Source organism: Mesorhizobium sp. WSM4816, assembly GCF_055811535.1.
Genome location: NZ_JBVVQR010000019.1, coordinates 44,934 through 60,362 on the forward strand (window position 1 = coordinate 44,934; position 15,429 = coordinate 60,362).

Consider the following 15,429-nt stretch of genomic DNA (forward strand, 5'->3'; position numbering starts at 1 on the left):
CCAGACCTAAAGCGCCGATATCTTGAGCTCGACCCGCTCGGCCGGAAACCGCGTTTCGGCGAACTGGATCGGCTGGCCGTCCGGCGTGACGTTGACGGCGACCGTGACCAGCACGATGGCGCCGGGCTGCAGATCGAGATCGGCAAGGTCGGCGGCGTCCGCGTGGCGGGCCGACAGCACCGTCGATTGCCTGAGATAGTCACCGATGCCGAAACGCTGGAATGAGGCGGTCACCGATCCGGTTTCGGCCATGGCGGCATCGATGCCGGCGAAGCGTCCCGCGTCGAACCAGCCGGTGGCACGCGAGACCGGTTGCCCATCGGCTTCGCCGCGTGTCTCGAGGCGTATTACATCAGAACCCCTGGCAAGCCCCAGCCCTTCGGCGACGCGCCGGCTGGCCGGCTCGACCGCCGATTCGAGCAGCACGCTGCGACGCTCCGACGCCTGCCCTTGCAAGCCCTCCGAAAACCGGGTGCGGGCGCCTATCGGGTAGGACAGGCGCTTGCGCGACAGCACGAAAGTGCCGCGCCCCTGTTCGGCCCTGAGCACGCCATCCTGCACCAGTGCGGCGATGGCGCTGCGCACCGTATGGCGGTTGACGCCATAGCGCTCGGCCAGTGCAACTTCCGGTGGCAACGCAGCATTCTCGGCAAAGTCGCCAACGGCGATCGAATGCAGGATCTGGTCGGCGATCTGCCGCCACAGCGCGACGCCGCTGCGCCGCTCCAAGCTGCTGGCCATCTGCTGACCGATCATCTCTTTGCCCCGATCTTTTTCGCTGTCATCCATCCGTCATGGACACGCTTTAGAAAATAGATATAATTTGTATAATTGTCTATATCAATAGATGAATTTTCGATGCAAGGGAATGTTAACCATGCGAGGACAGGAAGCGCGCGATCAGCAGCTTGAGCGCAAGGCCGTCATGGCGACGTTGGCGCAATCGACCGGCGACGATATCGTCCGCCTCTGGAACGAAGCCGGCCTGCCTTCGGAAGCAGAGCTCCTGCGCGGCCCCGAAACCGGCCTGGTCACCGTGCGTGGCCGCATCGGCGGCGGCGGCGCGCCGTTCAACGTCGGCGAGGCGACGGTCACCCGCGCGACGGTGCGGCTTGCCTCGGGAGAAGTCGGCCACTGCTACGCGCTGGGCCGTGACAAGCAGAAAGCAAGACTGGCGGCGATCGCCGACGCGCTCTGGCAGGATCCCACCCGCCGCAACGAGGTCGAGAGCAAACTCATTGCGCCGCTGCAGGCCGCACTGGCCAGCCGCCGTGAGCGGCGGCGCGCCGAGACGGCGGCAACGAAGGTCGATTTCTTCACCATGGTACGCGGAGAAGACTGATGGACATCGCAACCCAGGCGATCGAGGGCGGCTTTGCCGATCCGGTGTTCGACGCCCAGACGGTGTTCCGCGCCGTGATGGACGCAATGGCGCGGCCGGGCACCCTGCAGCCTCTGCCAGTCTTTGCCCGCCCGCCGGCGCCGCTGTCGGCCACCGCAGGCGCCATCGCGCTGGCGCTGTGCGACAACGACACGCCGCTCTGGCTCGACCTCGTTTTGCAGGCCCCAGCAGCGGTGAAATCCTGGCTCGGCTTCCACACCGGCGCGCCACTGGCCCACACGCCAGCCGATGCGCATTTCGCGCTGATCGCCACGCCGGCCGAGATGATGGCGCTCGACGGCTTTTCACAAGGCACCCAGGACTATCCCGACCGCTCGACGACGCTGATCCTGCAGGTCAGCGATCTCGTCTCAGGCGCCCCGCTGCTGCTCGAAGGGCCCGGCATCGAAACTACCGCGACAATCGCGCCGGCGCAGATGCCGCGCCACTTCGTCGAACAATGGAAGCAGAACAATCAGCGTTTCCCCCGTGGTGTCGACATTATCCTCGCCACCCCGGAAGGCGTTGCCTGCCTGCCGCGCACGACGCGCATCAAGATGATGGAGGCGTGATATGTATGTCGCGGTAAAAGGCGGTGAAGCGGCCATTGCCAACGCCCACGCCCTGCTCGCCGACCGCCGCCGCGGCGACCGTTCCGTGCCGGCGCTTCGCCTCGACCAGATCGTCGAGCAGCTGGCGCTCGGCGTCGACCGGGTGATGAGCGAAGGTTCGCTCTACGACCGCGAATTGGCGGCGCTGGCCATCGTTCAGGCGCGCGGCGACATGATCGAGGCGATCTTCCTGGTTCGCGCCTATCGCACCACGCTGCCGCGCTTCGGCTACACCAGGGCGATCGACACCGGGGCGATGCTGGTCGAGCGGCGCGTGTCGGCGACCTACAAGGATCTTCCCGGCGGCCAGCTGCTCGGCCCGACCTTCGACTACACCCACCGGCTGCTCGATCCCGAACTCGCCGCCGCCGGCGACGTCGCCGAGCCGCTGCAGCGCGCCAGCGACGCGGAAGCCATGCCGCGCGTCTCCGCCATCCTCGCCCGCGAAGGCCTGATCGAGCCCGACGGCGACATGCCGCAGGACCATATCCCCGGCGACATCACCCGCGAGCCGCTGGAATTCCCGATGGCGCGCGACATCCGCCTGCAGGCGCTGTCACGCGGCGACGAGGGTTTTTTGCTGGCGCTCGGCTATTCCACCCAGCGCGGCTATGCTCGCAACCATCCGTTCGTCGGCGAGGTTCGCATCGGCGAGGTCGAGCTGGAACTCGACGTGCCGGAGCTGCCATTCGCCGTACCGCTGGGTACTGCGCGTGTCACAGAGTGCCAGATGGTCAACCAGTTCAAAGGCTCGGCCAAGGCGCCGCCGCAATTCACCCGCGGCTACGGTCTCGTCTTCGGTCAGAGCGAGCGCAAGGCGATGGCCATGGCGCTATGTGACCGGGCGCTTCGTGCAACCGAATTCGGCGAAGATGTCGTCGCCGCTGCCCAGGACGAGGAATTCGTCATCTCGCATTCCGACAATGTCCAGGCGACCGGCTTCGTCGAGCATCTGAAGCTGCCGCACTATGTCGACTTCCAGGCCGAACTCGACCTGGTGCGCCGCATGCGGGCCGAGCACGACGCCCGCGAGAATGGCAAGATGGAAGAAAAAAGGGAGGCCGCGGAATGACCGCACAACCGACCGACATCGCCACCTACAACTTCGCCTATCTCGACGAACAGACCAAGCGGATGATCCGCCGCGCGATCCTCAAGGGCATCGCCATTCCCGGCTATCAGGTGCCGTTCGCCTCGCGCGAAATGCCGATGCCCTATGGCTGGGGCACCGGCGGCGTCCAGGTTACCGCTTCGATCATCGGCCCCGACGATGTGCTGAAGGTCATCGACCAGGGCGCCGACGATACCACCAATGCGGTTTCGATCCGCGCCTTCTTCAAGAAGGTCGCAAATGTCGCCGTTACCACCGACACGGCGAAGGCGACCATCATCCAGACCCGCCACCGCATCCCCGAGCACCCGCTGACCGCAGGCCAGGTGCTGGTCTATCAGGTGCCGATTCCCGAGCCGCTGCGCTTCCTCGAGCCGCGCGAGACGGAAACGCGCGAAATGCATGCGCTGGAGGAATACGGCCTCATGCATGTAAAACTCTACGAAGACATCGCCCGGCATGGCCGCATCGCCACCACCTATGCCTACCCGGTCAAGGTCGAGGGTCGCTATGTGATGGACCCGTCGCCGACGCCGAAGTTCGATAACCCGAAAATGCACCGTTCGCCGGCCCTGCAACTGTTCGGTGCCGGCCGCGAAAAGCGCATCTATGCGCTGCCGCCTTTCACCGAGGTAGTCAGCCTCGACTTCGAGGACCATCCGTTCGAGGTGCAGACCTTCGACCAGCCCTGCGCACTGTGCGCGGCCGAAAACGTCTATCTCGACGAGGTCATCCTCGACGACCATGGCGGCCACATGTTCGTCTGCTCCGATACCGACCATTGCGAGAAGCGGCGCGAGCAAGGCCATCGCGGCCACCTTGCGCCCGAGACCCCTCCTGCCCTGGAAAAAAGGGAGCCGGCGCAATGACCGACGAGCCGCTGCTGCGCGTTTCCGCGCTGTCCAAGTTCTACGGTTCGCGCATAGGTTGCGAGAACGTCAGCTTCGACCTGTGGCCGGGCGAGGTGCTGGCAGTGGTCGGCGAATCCGGATCCGGCAAGACGACGCTGCTCAACTGCCTGTCGACCAGATTGCTGCCGAGCTCCGGCACCGCCAGCTACCGCATGCGCGACGGCCAGTTCCGCGAGCTTTACCGCATGAGCGAGGCCGAGCGCCGCTTCCTGATGCGCACCGACTGGGGTTTTGTCCATCAGAACCCCGCCGACGGGCTGCGCATGACGGTTTCGGCCGGCGCCAATGTCGGCGAGCGGCTGATGGCGGTCGGCGACCGCCACTACGGAAAAATCCGCGCCACCGCCGTCGACTGGCTGTCGCGCGTCGAGATCGACAAGGACCGTATCGACGACGAACCGCGCGCCTTTTCCGGCGGCATGCGCCAGCGCCTGCAGATCGCCCGCAACCTCGTCACCGGGCCGCGGCTGGTGTTCATGGACGAGCCGACCGGCGGCCTCGACGTTTCCGTGCAGGCGCGCCTGCTCGACCTGTTGCGCGGCCTGGTCACCGATCTCGGTCTCGCGGCGATCGTCGTCACCCACGACCTTGCGGTGGCGCGTCTGCTGTCGCAACGCATGATGGTGATGAAGGACGGCCGCGTCGTCGAAAGCGGCCTCACCGACCGCGTGCTTGACGATCCCCGCGCGCCCTACACCCAGCTTCTCGTTTCTTCCATTCTGCAGGTGTGATCATGGCAACCCCGCTCGTCGTCTCCGATGTCGCCAAGAGCTTCACCATGCATCTGCGTGACGGCATCAGACTGCCGGTCGTCGCCGGCGTGTCGTTCTCGATCAGGAGCGGCGAATGCGCCGTGCTCGGCGGCCCCTCCGGCGCCGGCAAGAGCTCGATCCTGAAGATGCTCTACGGCAACTATGCCGTCGATGCAGGCCAGATCATCGTCCAGCACGAGGACGGGCTCATCGATCTGGCGACGGCCAGCCCACGCACCGTGCTTGCCGTGCGCCGGCTCACGATCGGCTATGTCAGCCAGTTCCTGCGCACCGTGCCGCGCGTCTCGGCGCTGGATGTCGTCGCCGAACCGCTGGTCGAGCGCGGCGAGGACCGCGAGGTCGCGCGCGGCAAGGCACGCGCCTTGCTGGCGCAGCTCAACCTGCCGGAAAAGCTCTGGGCACTGCCGCCGGCGACCTTTTCCGGCGGCGAGCAGCAGCGCGTCAACATCGCGCGCGGCTTCATCACCGAGCACCCGATCCTGCTGCTCGACGAACCGACCGCCTCGCTCGACGCCAGCAACCGTGACGTGGTGATTGCGCTGATCGCGGCCAAGAAGGCGGCCGGCGTCGCCCTGCTTGGCGTCTTCCACGATCACGACGTGCGCGAGGCAGTGGCCGACCGCGTCATCGACGTGACCGCTTTTGCCGCCGGGAAAATCGCCGCATGACCAGAAAACTGTCGGAAACGCCGCTGGTCCACGAGACAGCGGAAGTCGACAACTCGACGCTCGGCCGCTGGACCGAGATCGCCGAACGCTGCCGGCTTTCGGAAAGTACGCTCAGTGACTATTCCTACATGATGCAGGACTGCAGCGCCTGGTGCGCGACGATCGGCAAATTCGCCAACATCGCCGCCAGCGTGCGCATCAACGCCACCAACCATCCGACCTGGCGGCCAACGCTGCACCATTTCACCTATCGCGCCTCTGACTATTGGGACGACGCCGAGCACGAGAGCGAATTCTTTGCCCAGCGCCGCGCCAAACGGGTCACCATCGGCCACGACACCTGGCTTGGCCACGGCTCGACCATCCTGCCCGGCGTCAGCGTCGGCGACGGTGCGGCGGTCGGCGCCGGCGCCGTGGTGTCGAAAGACGTCGCGCCCTACACCATCGTCGGCGGCGTGCCGGCCAAACCGATCCGCGAACGCTTCGACCGCCGCACGGCGGAACGCTATCAGGCGCTTGCCTGGTGGGATTGGGACCACGCCCGCCTGCGCGCCGCGCTCGACGATTTTCGCGCGCTTTCGGCGGAAGCATTTCTGGAAAAATACGGCGGCTAGTGAATGGTGAATGGTGAATAGTGAATGGCGGCAGGGAAGCCGTTCTTGTCAGCATTCACCATTCACCATTCTCTTGATCGAACAGCGGCCGCCGGCTCGCCCCTTTCAGCCTGTGGACGGTAACAAAACTGACATCAATCCGACACCGCGGTTTCATGCGGCTGCGCTAGCCAAAGGTTAACAGACCTTCAACTGCGACTGGACTGGAACTTGCCTATGTCAGCAATCTCAGCCACGCTCGAAATCCGCGGCGTCACCCGTCGGTTTGGCAGGAACACCGCCGTCAGCAATGTCGACATCTCGATCCCGCACGGCCAGATGGTCGGCATCATCGGCCGCTCGGGCGCCGGGAAGTCGACGCTTTTGCGCATGATCAACCGCCTCATCGATCCGAGCCAGGGCTCGATTTTCTTTGACGGCGCCGAAGTCTCCAGCCTGCGCGGCTCGCTGCTCAGGCGCTGGCAGCGCGACTGCGCCATGATCTTTCAGCAATTCAACCTGGTGCCGCGTCTCGACGTGCTGACCAATGTACTGCTCGGCCGGCTCAATCACCGTTCGACCGTTGTCAATCTGCTCGGTGTCTTCTCCCGCGAGGAACGGGCCGAGGCGATCGCGGCGCTCGAGCGTCTCGACATCGCCCGCACGGCGCTGCAGCCGGCCGGCACCTTGTCCGGCGGCCAGCAGCAGCGCGTCGCGATTGCCCGCGCCATGATGCAGCAGCCGAAAGTCATCCTCGCCGACGAACCGATCGCCTCGCTCGACCCGCTCAATGCCAAGGTGGTGATGGATTCGCTGCAGGACATCAATCTGCGCGAGGGCCTCACCGTGGTCACCAATCTGCACACGCTGGATACGGCGCGCAACTATTGCAACCGCATCATCGGCATGGCCGCCGGCAAGGTGGTGTTCGACGGCCCGCCCGAAGAGCTCAATCGGGAGGCCGTGCGCATGGTCTATGGCGCCGACAGCAATGGCGGCGAAATCTCCGAGGCGATCACCTCGACCAGCGTCGCCCTCAAGCAAAAGATCGCCGCATCCGCCGGACCGCTCGAGCCGGCATTTCCCGGCTACTAGGTCGACGATCCGGCAAGTGGATACCGGTATACGAGTATACGAAAGCAGACGACGAAAGAGCGCCTGGACCGCCAGTCCGCATCAAGGCCGGGCATAAAAAAGCCCGTCAAAATTCGAACGCTGCCGGCGCGATGCCGGAACCAACAGGAGAGACGCGAAATGTTTAGAAAAATACTTTTCGGTGCCGTTTCCATCATCGCCATGGCGGTGGGCGCGGTTCAGGCACAGGATCTGAAGGAATTCCGCGTCGGCATTCTGGGCGGCGAGAACGAAGCCGACCGCCTACGCAACTACCAGTGCTTCGCCGACCACATCAAGCAAGTCCTCGGCGTCGAAAAAGTTTCGCTGTTCCCGGCCGCCGACTACGACGGCGTCATCCAGGGCCTGCTCGGCGGCACGCTCGACTTTGCCGAGCTCGGCGCTTCCGCCTATGCCAAGGTCTATCTCGAAAACAAGGACGCGGTTCAACCGATCCTGACGACGATCCAGACCGACGGCTCGACCGGCTACCGTGCGGTCATGGTCGCGCGTGCTGATTCCGGCATCAAGACGCTCGCCGACATGAAGGGCAAGAAACTCGGTTTCGCCGATCCCGATTCGACTTCTGGTTACCTGATCCCGGTCACGTCACTGCCCAAGGACATCGGCATGGATGTGAAGAGCTACTTCGCGTCGACCGGTTTCGGCGGCGGCCATGAACAACTTGTCCTTGAAGTCCTGAAGGGCACCTTCGACGCCGGCACCACCTGGGCCTCCGGCGTCGGCGACTTCAACGACGGCTACAGCTCAGGCAATCTGCGCAAGATGGTCGACAAGGGCGTCCTCAAGATGGATGACCTCGTCGAACTGTGGCAGTCGCCGCTGATCCCGAACGGCCCGCTGGTATTGCGTACGTCGATCGACGCCGGCGCCAAACAGAAGATCACCGATTTCCTGACCAAGCTCCCGGAAACCGATCCGGCCTGTTTCTCGGCAATTCAAGGCGGCGAGTACAAGGGCTATTCGCCGGTTACCCCGGAATTCTACCAGCCGATCATCGACGCCCGTAAGGCGAAGATCGGCTCGTAAGGCAAACTGCCAAAACGCCGCCGGGGCCACGTGCCGCCGGCGGCGTTGCCGCATCAGGGGCCGGGGATCTATCGATGAGTGCGACCGAAATTTACCGCGCGCCCGCGCTTTCACCGGAGGGAGCCACCGTCGAGCGGCACTGGCGCGATCTTGCCGCCCGCCGGCGCCTTTACACGATCGGCGGCCTGGTTTTCCTGTTTCTTGCACTCTCCGGCTCGCTCTGGTTCGCCAACGAAACCAACGCCGGAAAGTTCTTCGACCGCCTTCCCTACGTCGCCGACTTTTTCGCCGAATTGAAGCCGCGCGACTGGTTCGACCCGGTGCGCGCACTGTTCGACCTGCCGTCCCCCTATGACGACGGCAGCCTCAAGTTCGACTACCCGGAGGGCCGGGTCTACCTCACCCAAAGCATCTACATTCCGGAGTATTTCCACCGGATGGTCGAGACGCTGAACATCGCCCTGTTTGCGACGCTCGTAGGCTCTACATTCGGTTTCCTGCTCTGCTTCCTCGCTGCAGGCAATATCACCGCCAACCGCTGGCTCCGTTTCTTCACGCGCCGCTTCCTTGAAATTGTCCGCGCCTTTCCGGAAATTGTCATTGCCGGCTTTTTCCTGGCGATTTTCTCATTAGGGCCGATTCCGGCGATCATTGCGGTCAGCATCCATACCGTCGGCGCGCTCGGCAAAATGTTCTTCGAAGTCGTCGAAAATGCCGACATGAAGCCTGAAGAAGGCTTGCGCGCCGTGGGCGCCAACTGGGTCGAGCGGGTGTGGTTCGGCATCGTGCCTCAGGTCCTGCCCAACCTCGTCAGCTACTTCCTGCTCCGCTTCGAGATCAATGTGCGCGCTTCGACCATACTTGGCGCCGTTGGCGCCGGCGGCATCGGCGAGTCCCTGCGTCTTTCGATCGGCCGGGGCCATGAGGCCAAGACCATCGCCATCGTCTTCCTGCTGTTCTGCACGATTGTCGCCGTCGACCAGCTTTCGGCATGGCTGAGACATCGTCTTGTCGGCCGGCAGGCGTTCGCATACGGGCGCGGAGAGTAGTGCAATGAATGCTGACGCCATCAACGACATCGCCGCTCGCCATCCGGATGCTTTCCGGCGCTCGCTGTGGAAGCGCTACGCCACCCCGATCGGCATCCTTCTTTGCATTCTCTACACCTTCTATTGTTCGTGGTTCTTCTCGGTCGCCGGAGTTCTCGAAAAGGCGAACTGGAACCTTGCCGGCGCGTATCTCGCCGACTGGGTGTCTTACGAAATCCGGCCCGACATCGAATTCAAGGACAATCATCTGACAATCGACTACTCCCGCTTCTCCAAGCTGGGATCCAATCCAGATCCCGACTGGGTGGCCAAGCAGATGGCCATCATCGAGCGGCAGGTCGAGGCAGTGCCGGCACCGGCGGTCGCGACCAACAAGTCGTCGCAGGATTCGTTCATGGCGCCTGGTGCGCCAACTGCCGAGAAGCCGGCCGCCCCCTCGGGCCAATCCGCTCCTGCGGTGCCTGAAACGGTGCGCGAAAACGCCGTCGTGGCGGCGACCGTCACCCTTGGCAATGGCCAGATCGCCGTCACGCCAAACCTGGTCACCGTGACGCGCGGCGCCGAAACCGTCGTCTTTGAGATCGCCAAGGGCAGTTCTGTGACACCGCGCACACCGCTGCCTGACTGGATCGAGCAACGCAGGCCAGGCTCGACAGCCTATGTCTCGTTCGGATTTCTCGGCCGCGCTGAGGTGCAGAACGACGAGGTGGTCGCCTGGCGACGTTTCTTCGGCTGGGCCAATTTCGTGTTCGACACGAACTCGCCATTCTGGGGAAAGCCGTTCAGCGAGGTCGTTTCACTGATCGTCGCCGGGGCTCGCATCGACCCGTCGCGGTCAAACGCGGCGCTCGCCTGGGACAACATTTTGAACAACGCCGAGTGGCAGCACGGCGACGTCTGGATGAAACTCTTGCAGACCATCGTCATGGCTTTTGTCGGCACCGTGCTGGCCTCGATCGTCGCCTTTCCGCTCGCCTTCCTGGCTGCGCGCAACGTCACGCCGAGCCGCATAGCCAACCAGGTGACAAAGCGCTTCTTCGATTTCCTGCGCTCGGTCGACATGCTGATCTGGGCGCTGTTTTTTACGCGCGGCTTTGGTCCTGGGCCGCTGGCCGGCATGTCGGCTATCTTCTTCACCGACACCGGAACCCTGGGCAAACTTTATTCCGAGGCGCTGGAAAACATCGACGACAAGCAGCGCGAGGGCATCCGCTCGGTTGGCGCCACCCCGGCAATGGTGCAGCGCTACGGCGTGCTGCCCCAGGTTCTGCCGGTATTCCTCAGCCAATCCCTTTATTTCTGGGAATCCAACACTCGGTCAGCGACGATCATCGGCGCTGTCGGCGCCGGCGGCATCGGCCTGAAATTGTGGGAGGCCATGCGCACCAACACCAACTGGGCCAATGTTTTCTACATGGTTCTGCTGATTCTGCTCGTCGTTTTTATCTTCGACAGCATCTCGAGCTATCTCCGCCGCAAGCTGATGGGGACTGTCGCAAACAGCAATGATGAGCGGCGCGTTTCCGCCCGGCCGCCGGCAGTTCAGATCGCCTGAGAGGAAGGCTGCGTTCAGGCACCAGCCTTTTTCCAGCCGCTCTTGATGTGCTTGTAGCCGTCACGGTAGACGGCTTCCGGGCTTTCCGAAAAATCGCGCCAGACCTTGGTAGCCGCCGCCAATTCTTTCAGCGAGCGGCCGAAGGCCTCGATCGTCAGCCAGTCGTCATAGCCGCTCTTGCGGATGGCCGAAAACGTCTCTTGCCACGGAATATGGCCGCGCCCCGGCACGCCGCGATCATTCTCCGAAATATGGATATGGACGACATTTTTGCGGTTGCGCGTATAGGCGCCGATCGCGTCGGTCTCTTCGATATTGGCGTGGAAAGTGTCGTACATCGCCTTGATGTGCGGCCGGTCGATTGCGTCGACATGCTCTGACAGATCGTCCATCGTGTTGAGCAGATAGCATTCGAAGCGGTTGAGCGCCTCCAGCCCGATGGTGACGTTCTTGTTGCCGGCATGATCGCCGATGGCGCGTTGCGAGGCGACGGAGCGCTTTTTCTCGGCCGCCGTCGGCCCACTGCCGGAGAAGGCGCCGAGCGTCGAATGCAGCGGGCCGCTCAGCGTTTTGGCGCCAAGCGCTTGTGTGCAGTCGATCGCCCATTTCATATAGTCGATGCCGGCCTTGCGCGTTGAGGCATCGGCCGAGATCAAATTCATCGCCGGATCGCCCATCGCCGAGACGGCGGTGCGCTCTAGCCCGATGCGGTCGAGCAGCGTGCCGAGCTTCTTGTAATCGCGCGGCGTGCCGGCAAAGATCGGTATCTCGACGCCGTCGAAGCCGGTCGCCTTGATATCCCTGAGCAGCGGCTCGTGTTTCTTCGACACGGCCGTCGTCCACAAAAACATGCACATGCCGATTTTCATCGACGCCCCTCCAACATGATTTCCGGTTGTTTTCTAGAGCTTCGTCCAGGCTGCGTTCTTCTTCGACGATTTCACGCAAGCCTCGATGAAGGCCATGCCTTCGACACCGTCCTGGATGGTCGGGAAGATGACATCCTTAGCCGGCTTGCCACCCTTCCGGCGCGCCGCGCGGATGGCGCGGGCCGCCTCCTGGTAGATGTTGGCGAAGCCTTCGAGATAGCCTTCCGGATGGCCTGACGGAACGCGGCTGACGCGCCCGGCGACGGGCAGCGCGCCGGCGCCATTTCGGGTGATCAACTGCTTTGGCTGGCCGAACGGCGTGTACCAGAGGTAGTTCGGATCGGCCTGCACCCATTCAAGCCCGCCTTTCGAGCCGTAGATGCGCAGCTTCAGCCCGTTCTCGTGGCCGGGCGCCACCTGGCTCGCCCACAACATGCCCTTGGCAGGGTGCGACTTGCCGACCGGCTTGAAGCGCAGCATCACATTGACATTGTCGTCGAGTTGCCGCCCCGGCACGAAGGCGTCGAGATCGGCGGAAAGCGCATCGAGCTCAAGCCCGCAGACGAAGCGTGCGAGATTGTAGGCATGCGTGCCGATGTCGCCCAGCGCCCCGCCGGCGCCGGCCTGTTTGGGATCCGAGCGCCACGCTGCCTGCTTCTGGCCGGTGGCGGCAAGGTCCTCGGTCAGCCAGTCCTGCGGATATTCCGACTGCACGATGCGAATGTCGCCGAGCTGCCCCTTGGCTACCATCTCGCGCGCCTGCCGCACCATCGGATAGGCGGTGTAGTTGTGGGTGAGGACAAAGACCTTGCCGGTCTTTTCGACCAGTGCCGCCAGCTTCTTCGCTTCCGCCAACGTCGTCGCCAGCGGCTTGTCGCAAATGACGTGGATGCCGGCTTCGAGAAACGCCTTCGCCGCCGGCACATGCACATTGTTTGGCGTGACGATGGCCACCGCCTCGATGCCGTCCGGCCGCTTGGCCTCGGCCTTGGCCATCTCGGCGAACGAGCCGTAGCTGCGCGCCGGATCGAGCCCGAGTTCCTCGGCCGAGGCCTTGGCACGCGCCGGGTCGGATGACAGGGCACCGGCGACCAGCACGAACTCATTGTCCATGCGCGCCGCGATCCGATGCACGGCGCCGATGAAGGCGCCTTGCCCGCCGCCGACCATGCCGTAGCGGATCGGGCCGCCTCCCGTTTCCGACTTCGATGCGCCGACCATGATTTTTCTCTTTCATTGTTGCTTGCCCTCCCCCTTGCGGGGAGGGTCGACGCGTAGCGTCGGGGTGGGGTCGCCGGGCGTGGAGCACGGCATGAACCGACCCCACCCGGCCCTTCGGGCCACCCTCCCCTCGAGGGGGAGGGAAAAAAGAGTGCTAGATTCCCATCATGGCGCGCAGCACCTTTTTATCGGTCGCGCCGCCGGCGAAGTCGTCGAATGCCTTTTCCGTCACCCTGATGATGTGATGCTGGATGAAGGGCGCGCCTTCGGCCGCGCCATCCTCGGGGTGCTTCAGGCAGCACTCCCATTCCAGAACCGCCCACGAATCGTAGTCATACTGGGCGAGCTTGGAGAAGATGCCGCCGAAGTCCACCTGGCCATCGCCGAGCGAGCGGAAACGCCCGGCCCGGTTCGTCCAGCTCTGATAACCGGAATAGACGCCTTGCCGGCCGGTCGGATTGAACTCGGCATCCTTGGCGTGGAAGGCCTTGATCCGCTCGTGATAGATGTCGATGAATTCGAGATAGTCGAGCTGCTGCAGCAGGAAGTGCGACGGGTCGTAATTGATGTTGCAGCGCTTGTGGCCGCCGACCGCGTCAAGGAACATCTCGAATGTCGCACCGTCGAAGACGTCCTCGCCCGGATGGATCTCGTAGCCAACATCGACGCCATTGTCCTCATAGACGTCGAGGATCGGCTTCCAGCGCTTTCCCAGTTCGGAAAATGCTTCCTCGATCAAACCCGCCGGCCGTTGCGGCCACGGATAAAGGTAGGGAAAAGCCAACGCTCCACAAAACGACACCGACGCCTTGAGCCCGAGGTTCTTGGAAGCCTTGGCGCCGAACTTCATCTGTTCGACCGCCCATTGCTGCCTGGCCTTCGGATTGTTGTGCACCGCAGGCGGTGCGAAGCCGTCGAACTGCGCGTCATAGGCCGGATGCACCGCCACCAACTGCCCCTGCAAATGCGTCGACAGCTCGGTGATCTCGACGCCGGCATCGCTGCAGATGCCCTTCACCTCGTCGCAATAGGCCTGGGAAGACGCCGCTTTCTCGAGGTCGAACAGCCGGCTGTCCCAGGTCGGGATCTGCACGCCCTTGTAGCCCAGCCCGGCCGCCCATCTGGTGATCGACGGCAGCGAATTGAACGGTGCGGCATCGCCCGCGAACTGCGCCAGAAACAGCCCAGGACCTTTCATTGTCGACGGCATCGGCATCCTCCCTAATTATCCACGACCAAGCATAGCGCCGATTGAAAGCAGGGCCAGCCTCTTTGGTCTTTTCTCGACAGACGCTAGTGCGCACCGCCATTCTGGTATTACCAAATATGCTCATTTGGTCAAGCGCTGCCGCGCACAACCGGCGCTGCGCAAATTGCCGGTCAGCGGGCAAATATGCCAGTTTAATCAAAGAAATAATCATGGGCCGGGGCTACCTTGCAGGATTTCTTGCCGTCCCGATGAAATTGCTGTAGACCTCTTTTCACGCCCAATTGGTCGAACCAGTTACGACGAAATGCTGGAGCGCCTTGGGAGGAGCCATGCAACGCAATCTGGGGTGCGTCGCAGGCGAATTGTTACAGGCGAATTCTGGGAAGGACAGACCATGCATCTTTCGACGCACAACTGGATGCGGGCGGAACCGCTGGAAACGACGCTCAAGCGCATCAAGAAATTCGGCTATGAGTCGATCGAGATTTCCGGCGAGCCCGCGCAATACAAGACCAACGAGACGCGCGCGCTTTTGAAGGAGCACGGCATTCGCTGCTGGGGAGCGGTGACGCTGATGCTGGGCGAGCGCAATCTCGCCGCCAGGGACCAGGGCCAACGCGAGCGCTCGGTGCAGTACGTCAAGGAGGTGCTGACGATGGTCAGCGAACTCGACGGCGAGATCATCACGCTCGTTCCCGCCACCGTCGGCAAGGTGGTGCCGGACGGCACCGAGGAAGAAGAATGGAAATGGGTGGTCGACGCCACCAGGGAATGCTTTACCCATGCCAGGAAAGTGGGCGTCAAGATCGCGGTCGAGCCGCTCAACCGCTTCGAGACCTACCTGTTCAACCGCGGCGCCCAGGCACTGGCGCTGGCCGATGCGGTCAGCCCCGAATGCGGTGTCTGCCTCGACGCCTATCACCTCCATATGGAGGAGTTCAACGTCTACGATGCCATCCGGCAGGTCGGAACCCGCCTGTTCGATTTCCACGTCGCTGACAACAACCGCTTCGCCGCCGGTCTCGGACAGATCGACTGGCCGAAGATCGTCGACACCCTGAAAGAGGCCGGTTACGACGGCGCGTTGACCAATGAGTTCGTCGCTCCTGTCGACCGCACGCCGGCTGCTCCCTATCCCGACATGGTCGAACGCAACCCGGTCGACATCTCGCCGGAGCAGCTCAAATTCATCCAGGACCACGGTTCCAGCGTGCTCACGGAAAAATTCTACACCGACCAGATGCGCATCACCGCCGAAACGCTGCTGCCACTGATCAAGTAATCGATCTCTGGAAACGAGCCTTTCCGGCGGCG

The 15,429-nt window shown here is 63.3% G+C and carries 16 protein-coding genes; 12 read left to right on the top strand and 4 right to left on the bottom strand.

Features of this window, described 5'->3' with window-relative positions; genetic code table 11:
* Positions 1-6: 6 nt before the first annotated feature.
* Entirely contained in the window at positions 7-756 is a 750-nt protein-coding gene (gene phnF / locus AC0L3H_RS20040) for a phosphonate metabolism transcriptional regulator PhnF (RefSeq protein WP_473586636.1), read from the bottom strand.
* A 121-nt stretch (positions 757-877) separates the two neighbouring features.
* Here phnF and phnG point away from each other — a divergent pair, with 121 nt between their 5' ends.
* The 11 genes from phnG to phnE (AC0L3H_RS20095) all read left to right on the top strand — a co-directional run bounded on the left by phnG (position 878) and on the right by phnE (AC0L3H_RS20095) (position 10,815).
* A complete protein-coding gene (gene phnG, locus AC0L3H_RS20045; protein WP_473517717.1) occupies positions 878-1,342 on the top strand; it encodes a phosphonate C-P lyase system protein PhnG in 465 nt (154 codons plus the stop codon).
* Positions 1,342-1,953: a phosphonate C-P lyase system protein PhnH gene (gene phnH / locus AC0L3H_RS20050; protein WP_473586637.1), complete on the top strand. Its 612-nt coding sequence runs from the start codon at positions 1,342-1,344 to the stop codon at positions 1,951-1,953. Before phnG ends, phnH begins: the two co-directional genes overlap by 1 nt.
* Before the next feature lies 1 nt (position 1,954).
* A complete protein-coding gene (locus AC0L3H_RS20055) occupies positions 1,955-3,064 on the top strand; it encodes a carbon-phosphorus lyase complex subunit (RefSeq protein ID WP_473586638.1) in 1,110 nt (369 codons plus the stop codon).
* Positions 3,061-3,972, top strand: coding sequence for an alpha-D-ribose 1-methylphosphonate 5-phosphate C-P-lyase PhnJ (locus tag AC0L3H_RS20060; RefSeq protein ID WP_473586639.1), 912 nt, complete (start codon positions 3,061-3,063; stop codon positions 3,970-3,972). Before AC0L3H_RS20055 ends, AC0L3H_RS20060 begins: the two co-directional genes overlap by 4 nt.
* Positions 3,969-4,745, top strand: a complete 777-nt coding sequence (phnK, locus tag AC0L3H_RS20065; RefSeq protein WP_473586640.1) for a phosphonate C-P lyase system protein PhnK — start codon at positions 3,969-3,971, stop codon at positions 4,743-4,745. The genes AC0L3H_RS20060 and phnK overlap by 4 nt, the downstream gene beginning before the upstream one ends.
* A gap of 2 nt (positions 4,746-4,747) precedes the next feature.
* Positions 4,748-5,455 carry a phosphonate C-P lyase system protein PhnL gene (gene phnL / locus AC0L3H_RS20070; RefSeq protein WP_473586641.1) on the top strand — a complete coding sequence of 236 codons (708 nt, stop codon included), beginning with the start codon at positions 4,748-4,750 and terminating at the stop codon, positions 5,453-5,455.
* Positions 5,452-6,069, top strand: a complete 618-nt coding sequence (locus AC0L3H_RS20075) for a DapH/DapD/GlmU-related protein (RefSeq protein ID WP_473586642.1) — start codon at positions 5,452-5,454, stop codon at positions 6,067-6,069. Before phnL ends, AC0L3H_RS20075 begins: the two co-directional genes overlap by 4 nt.
* 216 nt (positions 6,070-6,285) lie before the next feature.
* Positions 6,286-7,143, top strand: a complete 858-nt coding sequence (gene phnC, locus AC0L3H_RS20080) for a phosphonate ABC transporter ATP-binding protein (RefSeq protein WP_473586643.1) — start codon at positions 6,286-6,288, stop codon at positions 7,141-7,143.
* Positions 7,144-7,302: 159 nt separating this feature from the next.
* The gene (gene phnD / locus AC0L3H_RS20085; protein ID WP_473586644.1) at positions 7,303-8,211 is read left to right on the top strand and encodes a phosphonate ABC transporter substrate-binding protein; all 909 of its coding nucleotides are present in this window, start codon (positions 7,303-7,305) and stop codon (positions 8,209-8,211) included.
* Positions 8,212-8,285: 74 nt separating this feature from the next.
* On the top strand, positions 8,286-9,260 hold the full coding sequence (gene phnE / locus AC0L3H_RS20090) for a phosphonate ABC transporter, permease protein PhnE (protein WP_473586645.1): 975 nt from the start codon (positions 8,286-8,288) through the stop codon (positions 9,258-9,260).
* Between the two features lie 4 nt (positions 9,261-9,264).
* The gene (gene phnE, locus AC0L3H_RS20095) at positions 9,265-10,815 is read left to right on the top strand and encodes a phosphonate ABC transporter, permease protein PhnE (RefSeq protein WP_473586646.1); all 1,551 of its coding nucleotides are present in this window, start codon (positions 9,265-9,267) and stop codon (positions 10,813-10,815) included.
* Between the two features lie 14 nt (positions 10,816-10,829).
* On the opposite strand, the gene AC0L3H_RS20100 is transcribed toward phnE (AC0L3H_RS20095), so the two are convergent.
* The 3 genes from AC0L3H_RS20100 to AC0L3H_RS20110 all read right to left on the bottom strand — a co-directional run bounded on the left by AC0L3H_RS20100 (position 10,830) and on the right by AC0L3H_RS20110 (position 14,115).
* Positions 10,830-11,684, bottom strand: coding sequence for a sugar phosphate isomerase/epimerase family protein (locus AC0L3H_RS20100; protein WP_473586647.1), 855 nt, complete (start codon positions 11,682-11,684; stop codon positions 10,830-10,832).
* A gap of 33 nt (positions 11,685-11,717) precedes the next feature.
* Positions 11,718-12,905, bottom strand: coding sequence for a Gfo/Idh/MocA family protein (locus AC0L3H_RS20105; protein WP_091595405.1), 1,188 nt, complete (start codon positions 12,903-12,905; stop codon positions 11,718-11,720).
* 154 nt (positions 12,906-13,059) lie between these two features.
* A complete protein-coding gene (locus AC0L3H_RS20110) occupies positions 13,060-14,115 on the bottom strand; it encodes a sugar phosphate isomerase/epimerase family protein (RefSeq protein WP_287121486.1) in 1,056 nt (351 codons plus the stop codon).
* Between the two features lie 394 nt (positions 14,116-14,509).
* Here AC0L3H_RS20110 and AC0L3H_RS20115 point away from each other — a divergent pair, with 394 nt between their 5' ends.
* Positions 14,510-15,397, top strand: coding sequence for a sugar phosphate isomerase/epimerase family protein (locus AC0L3H_RS20115; protein WP_473586648.1), 888 nt, complete (start codon positions 14,510-14,512; stop codon positions 15,395-15,397).
* The last annotated feature ends 32 nt before the right edge of the window (positions 15,398-15,429 follow it).

What these genes read in the sequence shown, in the direction of transcription:
- phnK (WP_473586640.1), top strand. Translation starts at nt 3,969, where the DNA reads ATGACCGACGAGCCGCTGCTGCGCGTTTCCGCGCTGTCCAAGTTCTAC.
- AC0L3H_RS20110 (WP_287121486.1), bottom strand. Translation starts at nt 14,115, where the DNA reads ATGCCGTCGACAATGAAAGGTCCTGGGCTGTTTCTGGCGCAGTTCGCG.
- AC0L3H_RS20075 (WP_473586642.1), top strand. Translation starts at nt 5,452, where the DNA reads ATGACCAGAAAACTGTCGGAAACGCCGCTGGTCCACGAGACAGCGGAA.
- phnC (WP_473586643.1), top strand. Translation starts at nt 6,286, where the DNA reads ATGTCAGCAATCTCAGCCACGCTCGAAATCCGCGGCGTCACCCGTCGG.
- AC0L3H_RS20115 (WP_473586648.1), top strand. Translation starts at nt 14,510, where the DNA reads ATGCATCTTTCGACGCACAACTGGATGCGGGCGGAACCGCTGGAAACG.
- phnD (WP_473586644.1), top strand. Translation starts at nt 7,303, where the DNA reads ATGTTTAGAAAAATACTTTTCGGTGCCGTTTCCATCATCGCCATGGCG.
- phnL (WP_473586641.1), top strand. Translation starts at nt 4,748, where the DNA reads ATGGCAACCCCGCTCGTCGTCTCCGATGTCGCCAAGAGCTTCACCATG.
- phnH (WP_473586637.1), top strand. Translation starts at nt 1,342, where the DNA reads ATGGACATCGCAACCCAGGCGATCGAGGGCGGCTTTGCCGATCCGGTG.
- AC0L3H_RS20105 (WP_091595405.1), bottom strand. Translation starts at nt 12,905, where the DNA reads ATGGTCGGCGCATCGAAGTCGGAAACGGGAGGCGGCCCGATCCGCTAC.
- AC0L3H_RS20100 (WP_473586647.1), bottom strand. Translation starts at nt 11,684, where the DNA reads ATGAAAATCGGCATGTGCATGTTTTTGTGGACGACGGCCGTGTCGAAG.
- phnF (WP_473586636.1), bottom strand. Translation starts at nt 756, where the DNA reads ATGATCGGTCAGCAGATGGCCAGCAGCTTGGAGCGGCGCAGCGGCGTC.
- AC0L3H_RS20055 (WP_473586638.1), top strand. Translation starts at nt 1,955, where the DNA reads ATGTATGTCGCGGTAAAAGGCGGTGAAGCGGCCATTGCCAACGCCCAC.
- phnE (WP_473586645.1), top strand. Translation starts at nt 8,286, where the DNA reads ATGAGTGCGACCGAAATTTACCGCGCGCCCGCGCTTTCACCGGAGGGA.
- AC0L3H_RS20060 (WP_473586639.1), top strand. Translation starts at nt 3,061, where the DNA reads ATGACCGCACAACCGACCGACATCGCCACCTACAACTTCGCCTATCTC.
- phnE (WP_473586646.1), top strand. Translation starts at nt 9,265, where the DNA reads ATGAATGCTGACGCCATCAACGACATCGCCGCTCGCCATCCGGATGCT.
- phnG (WP_473517717.1), top strand. Translation starts at nt 878, where the DNA reads ATGCGAGGACAGGAAGCGCGCGATCAGCAGCTTGAGCGCAAGGCCGTC.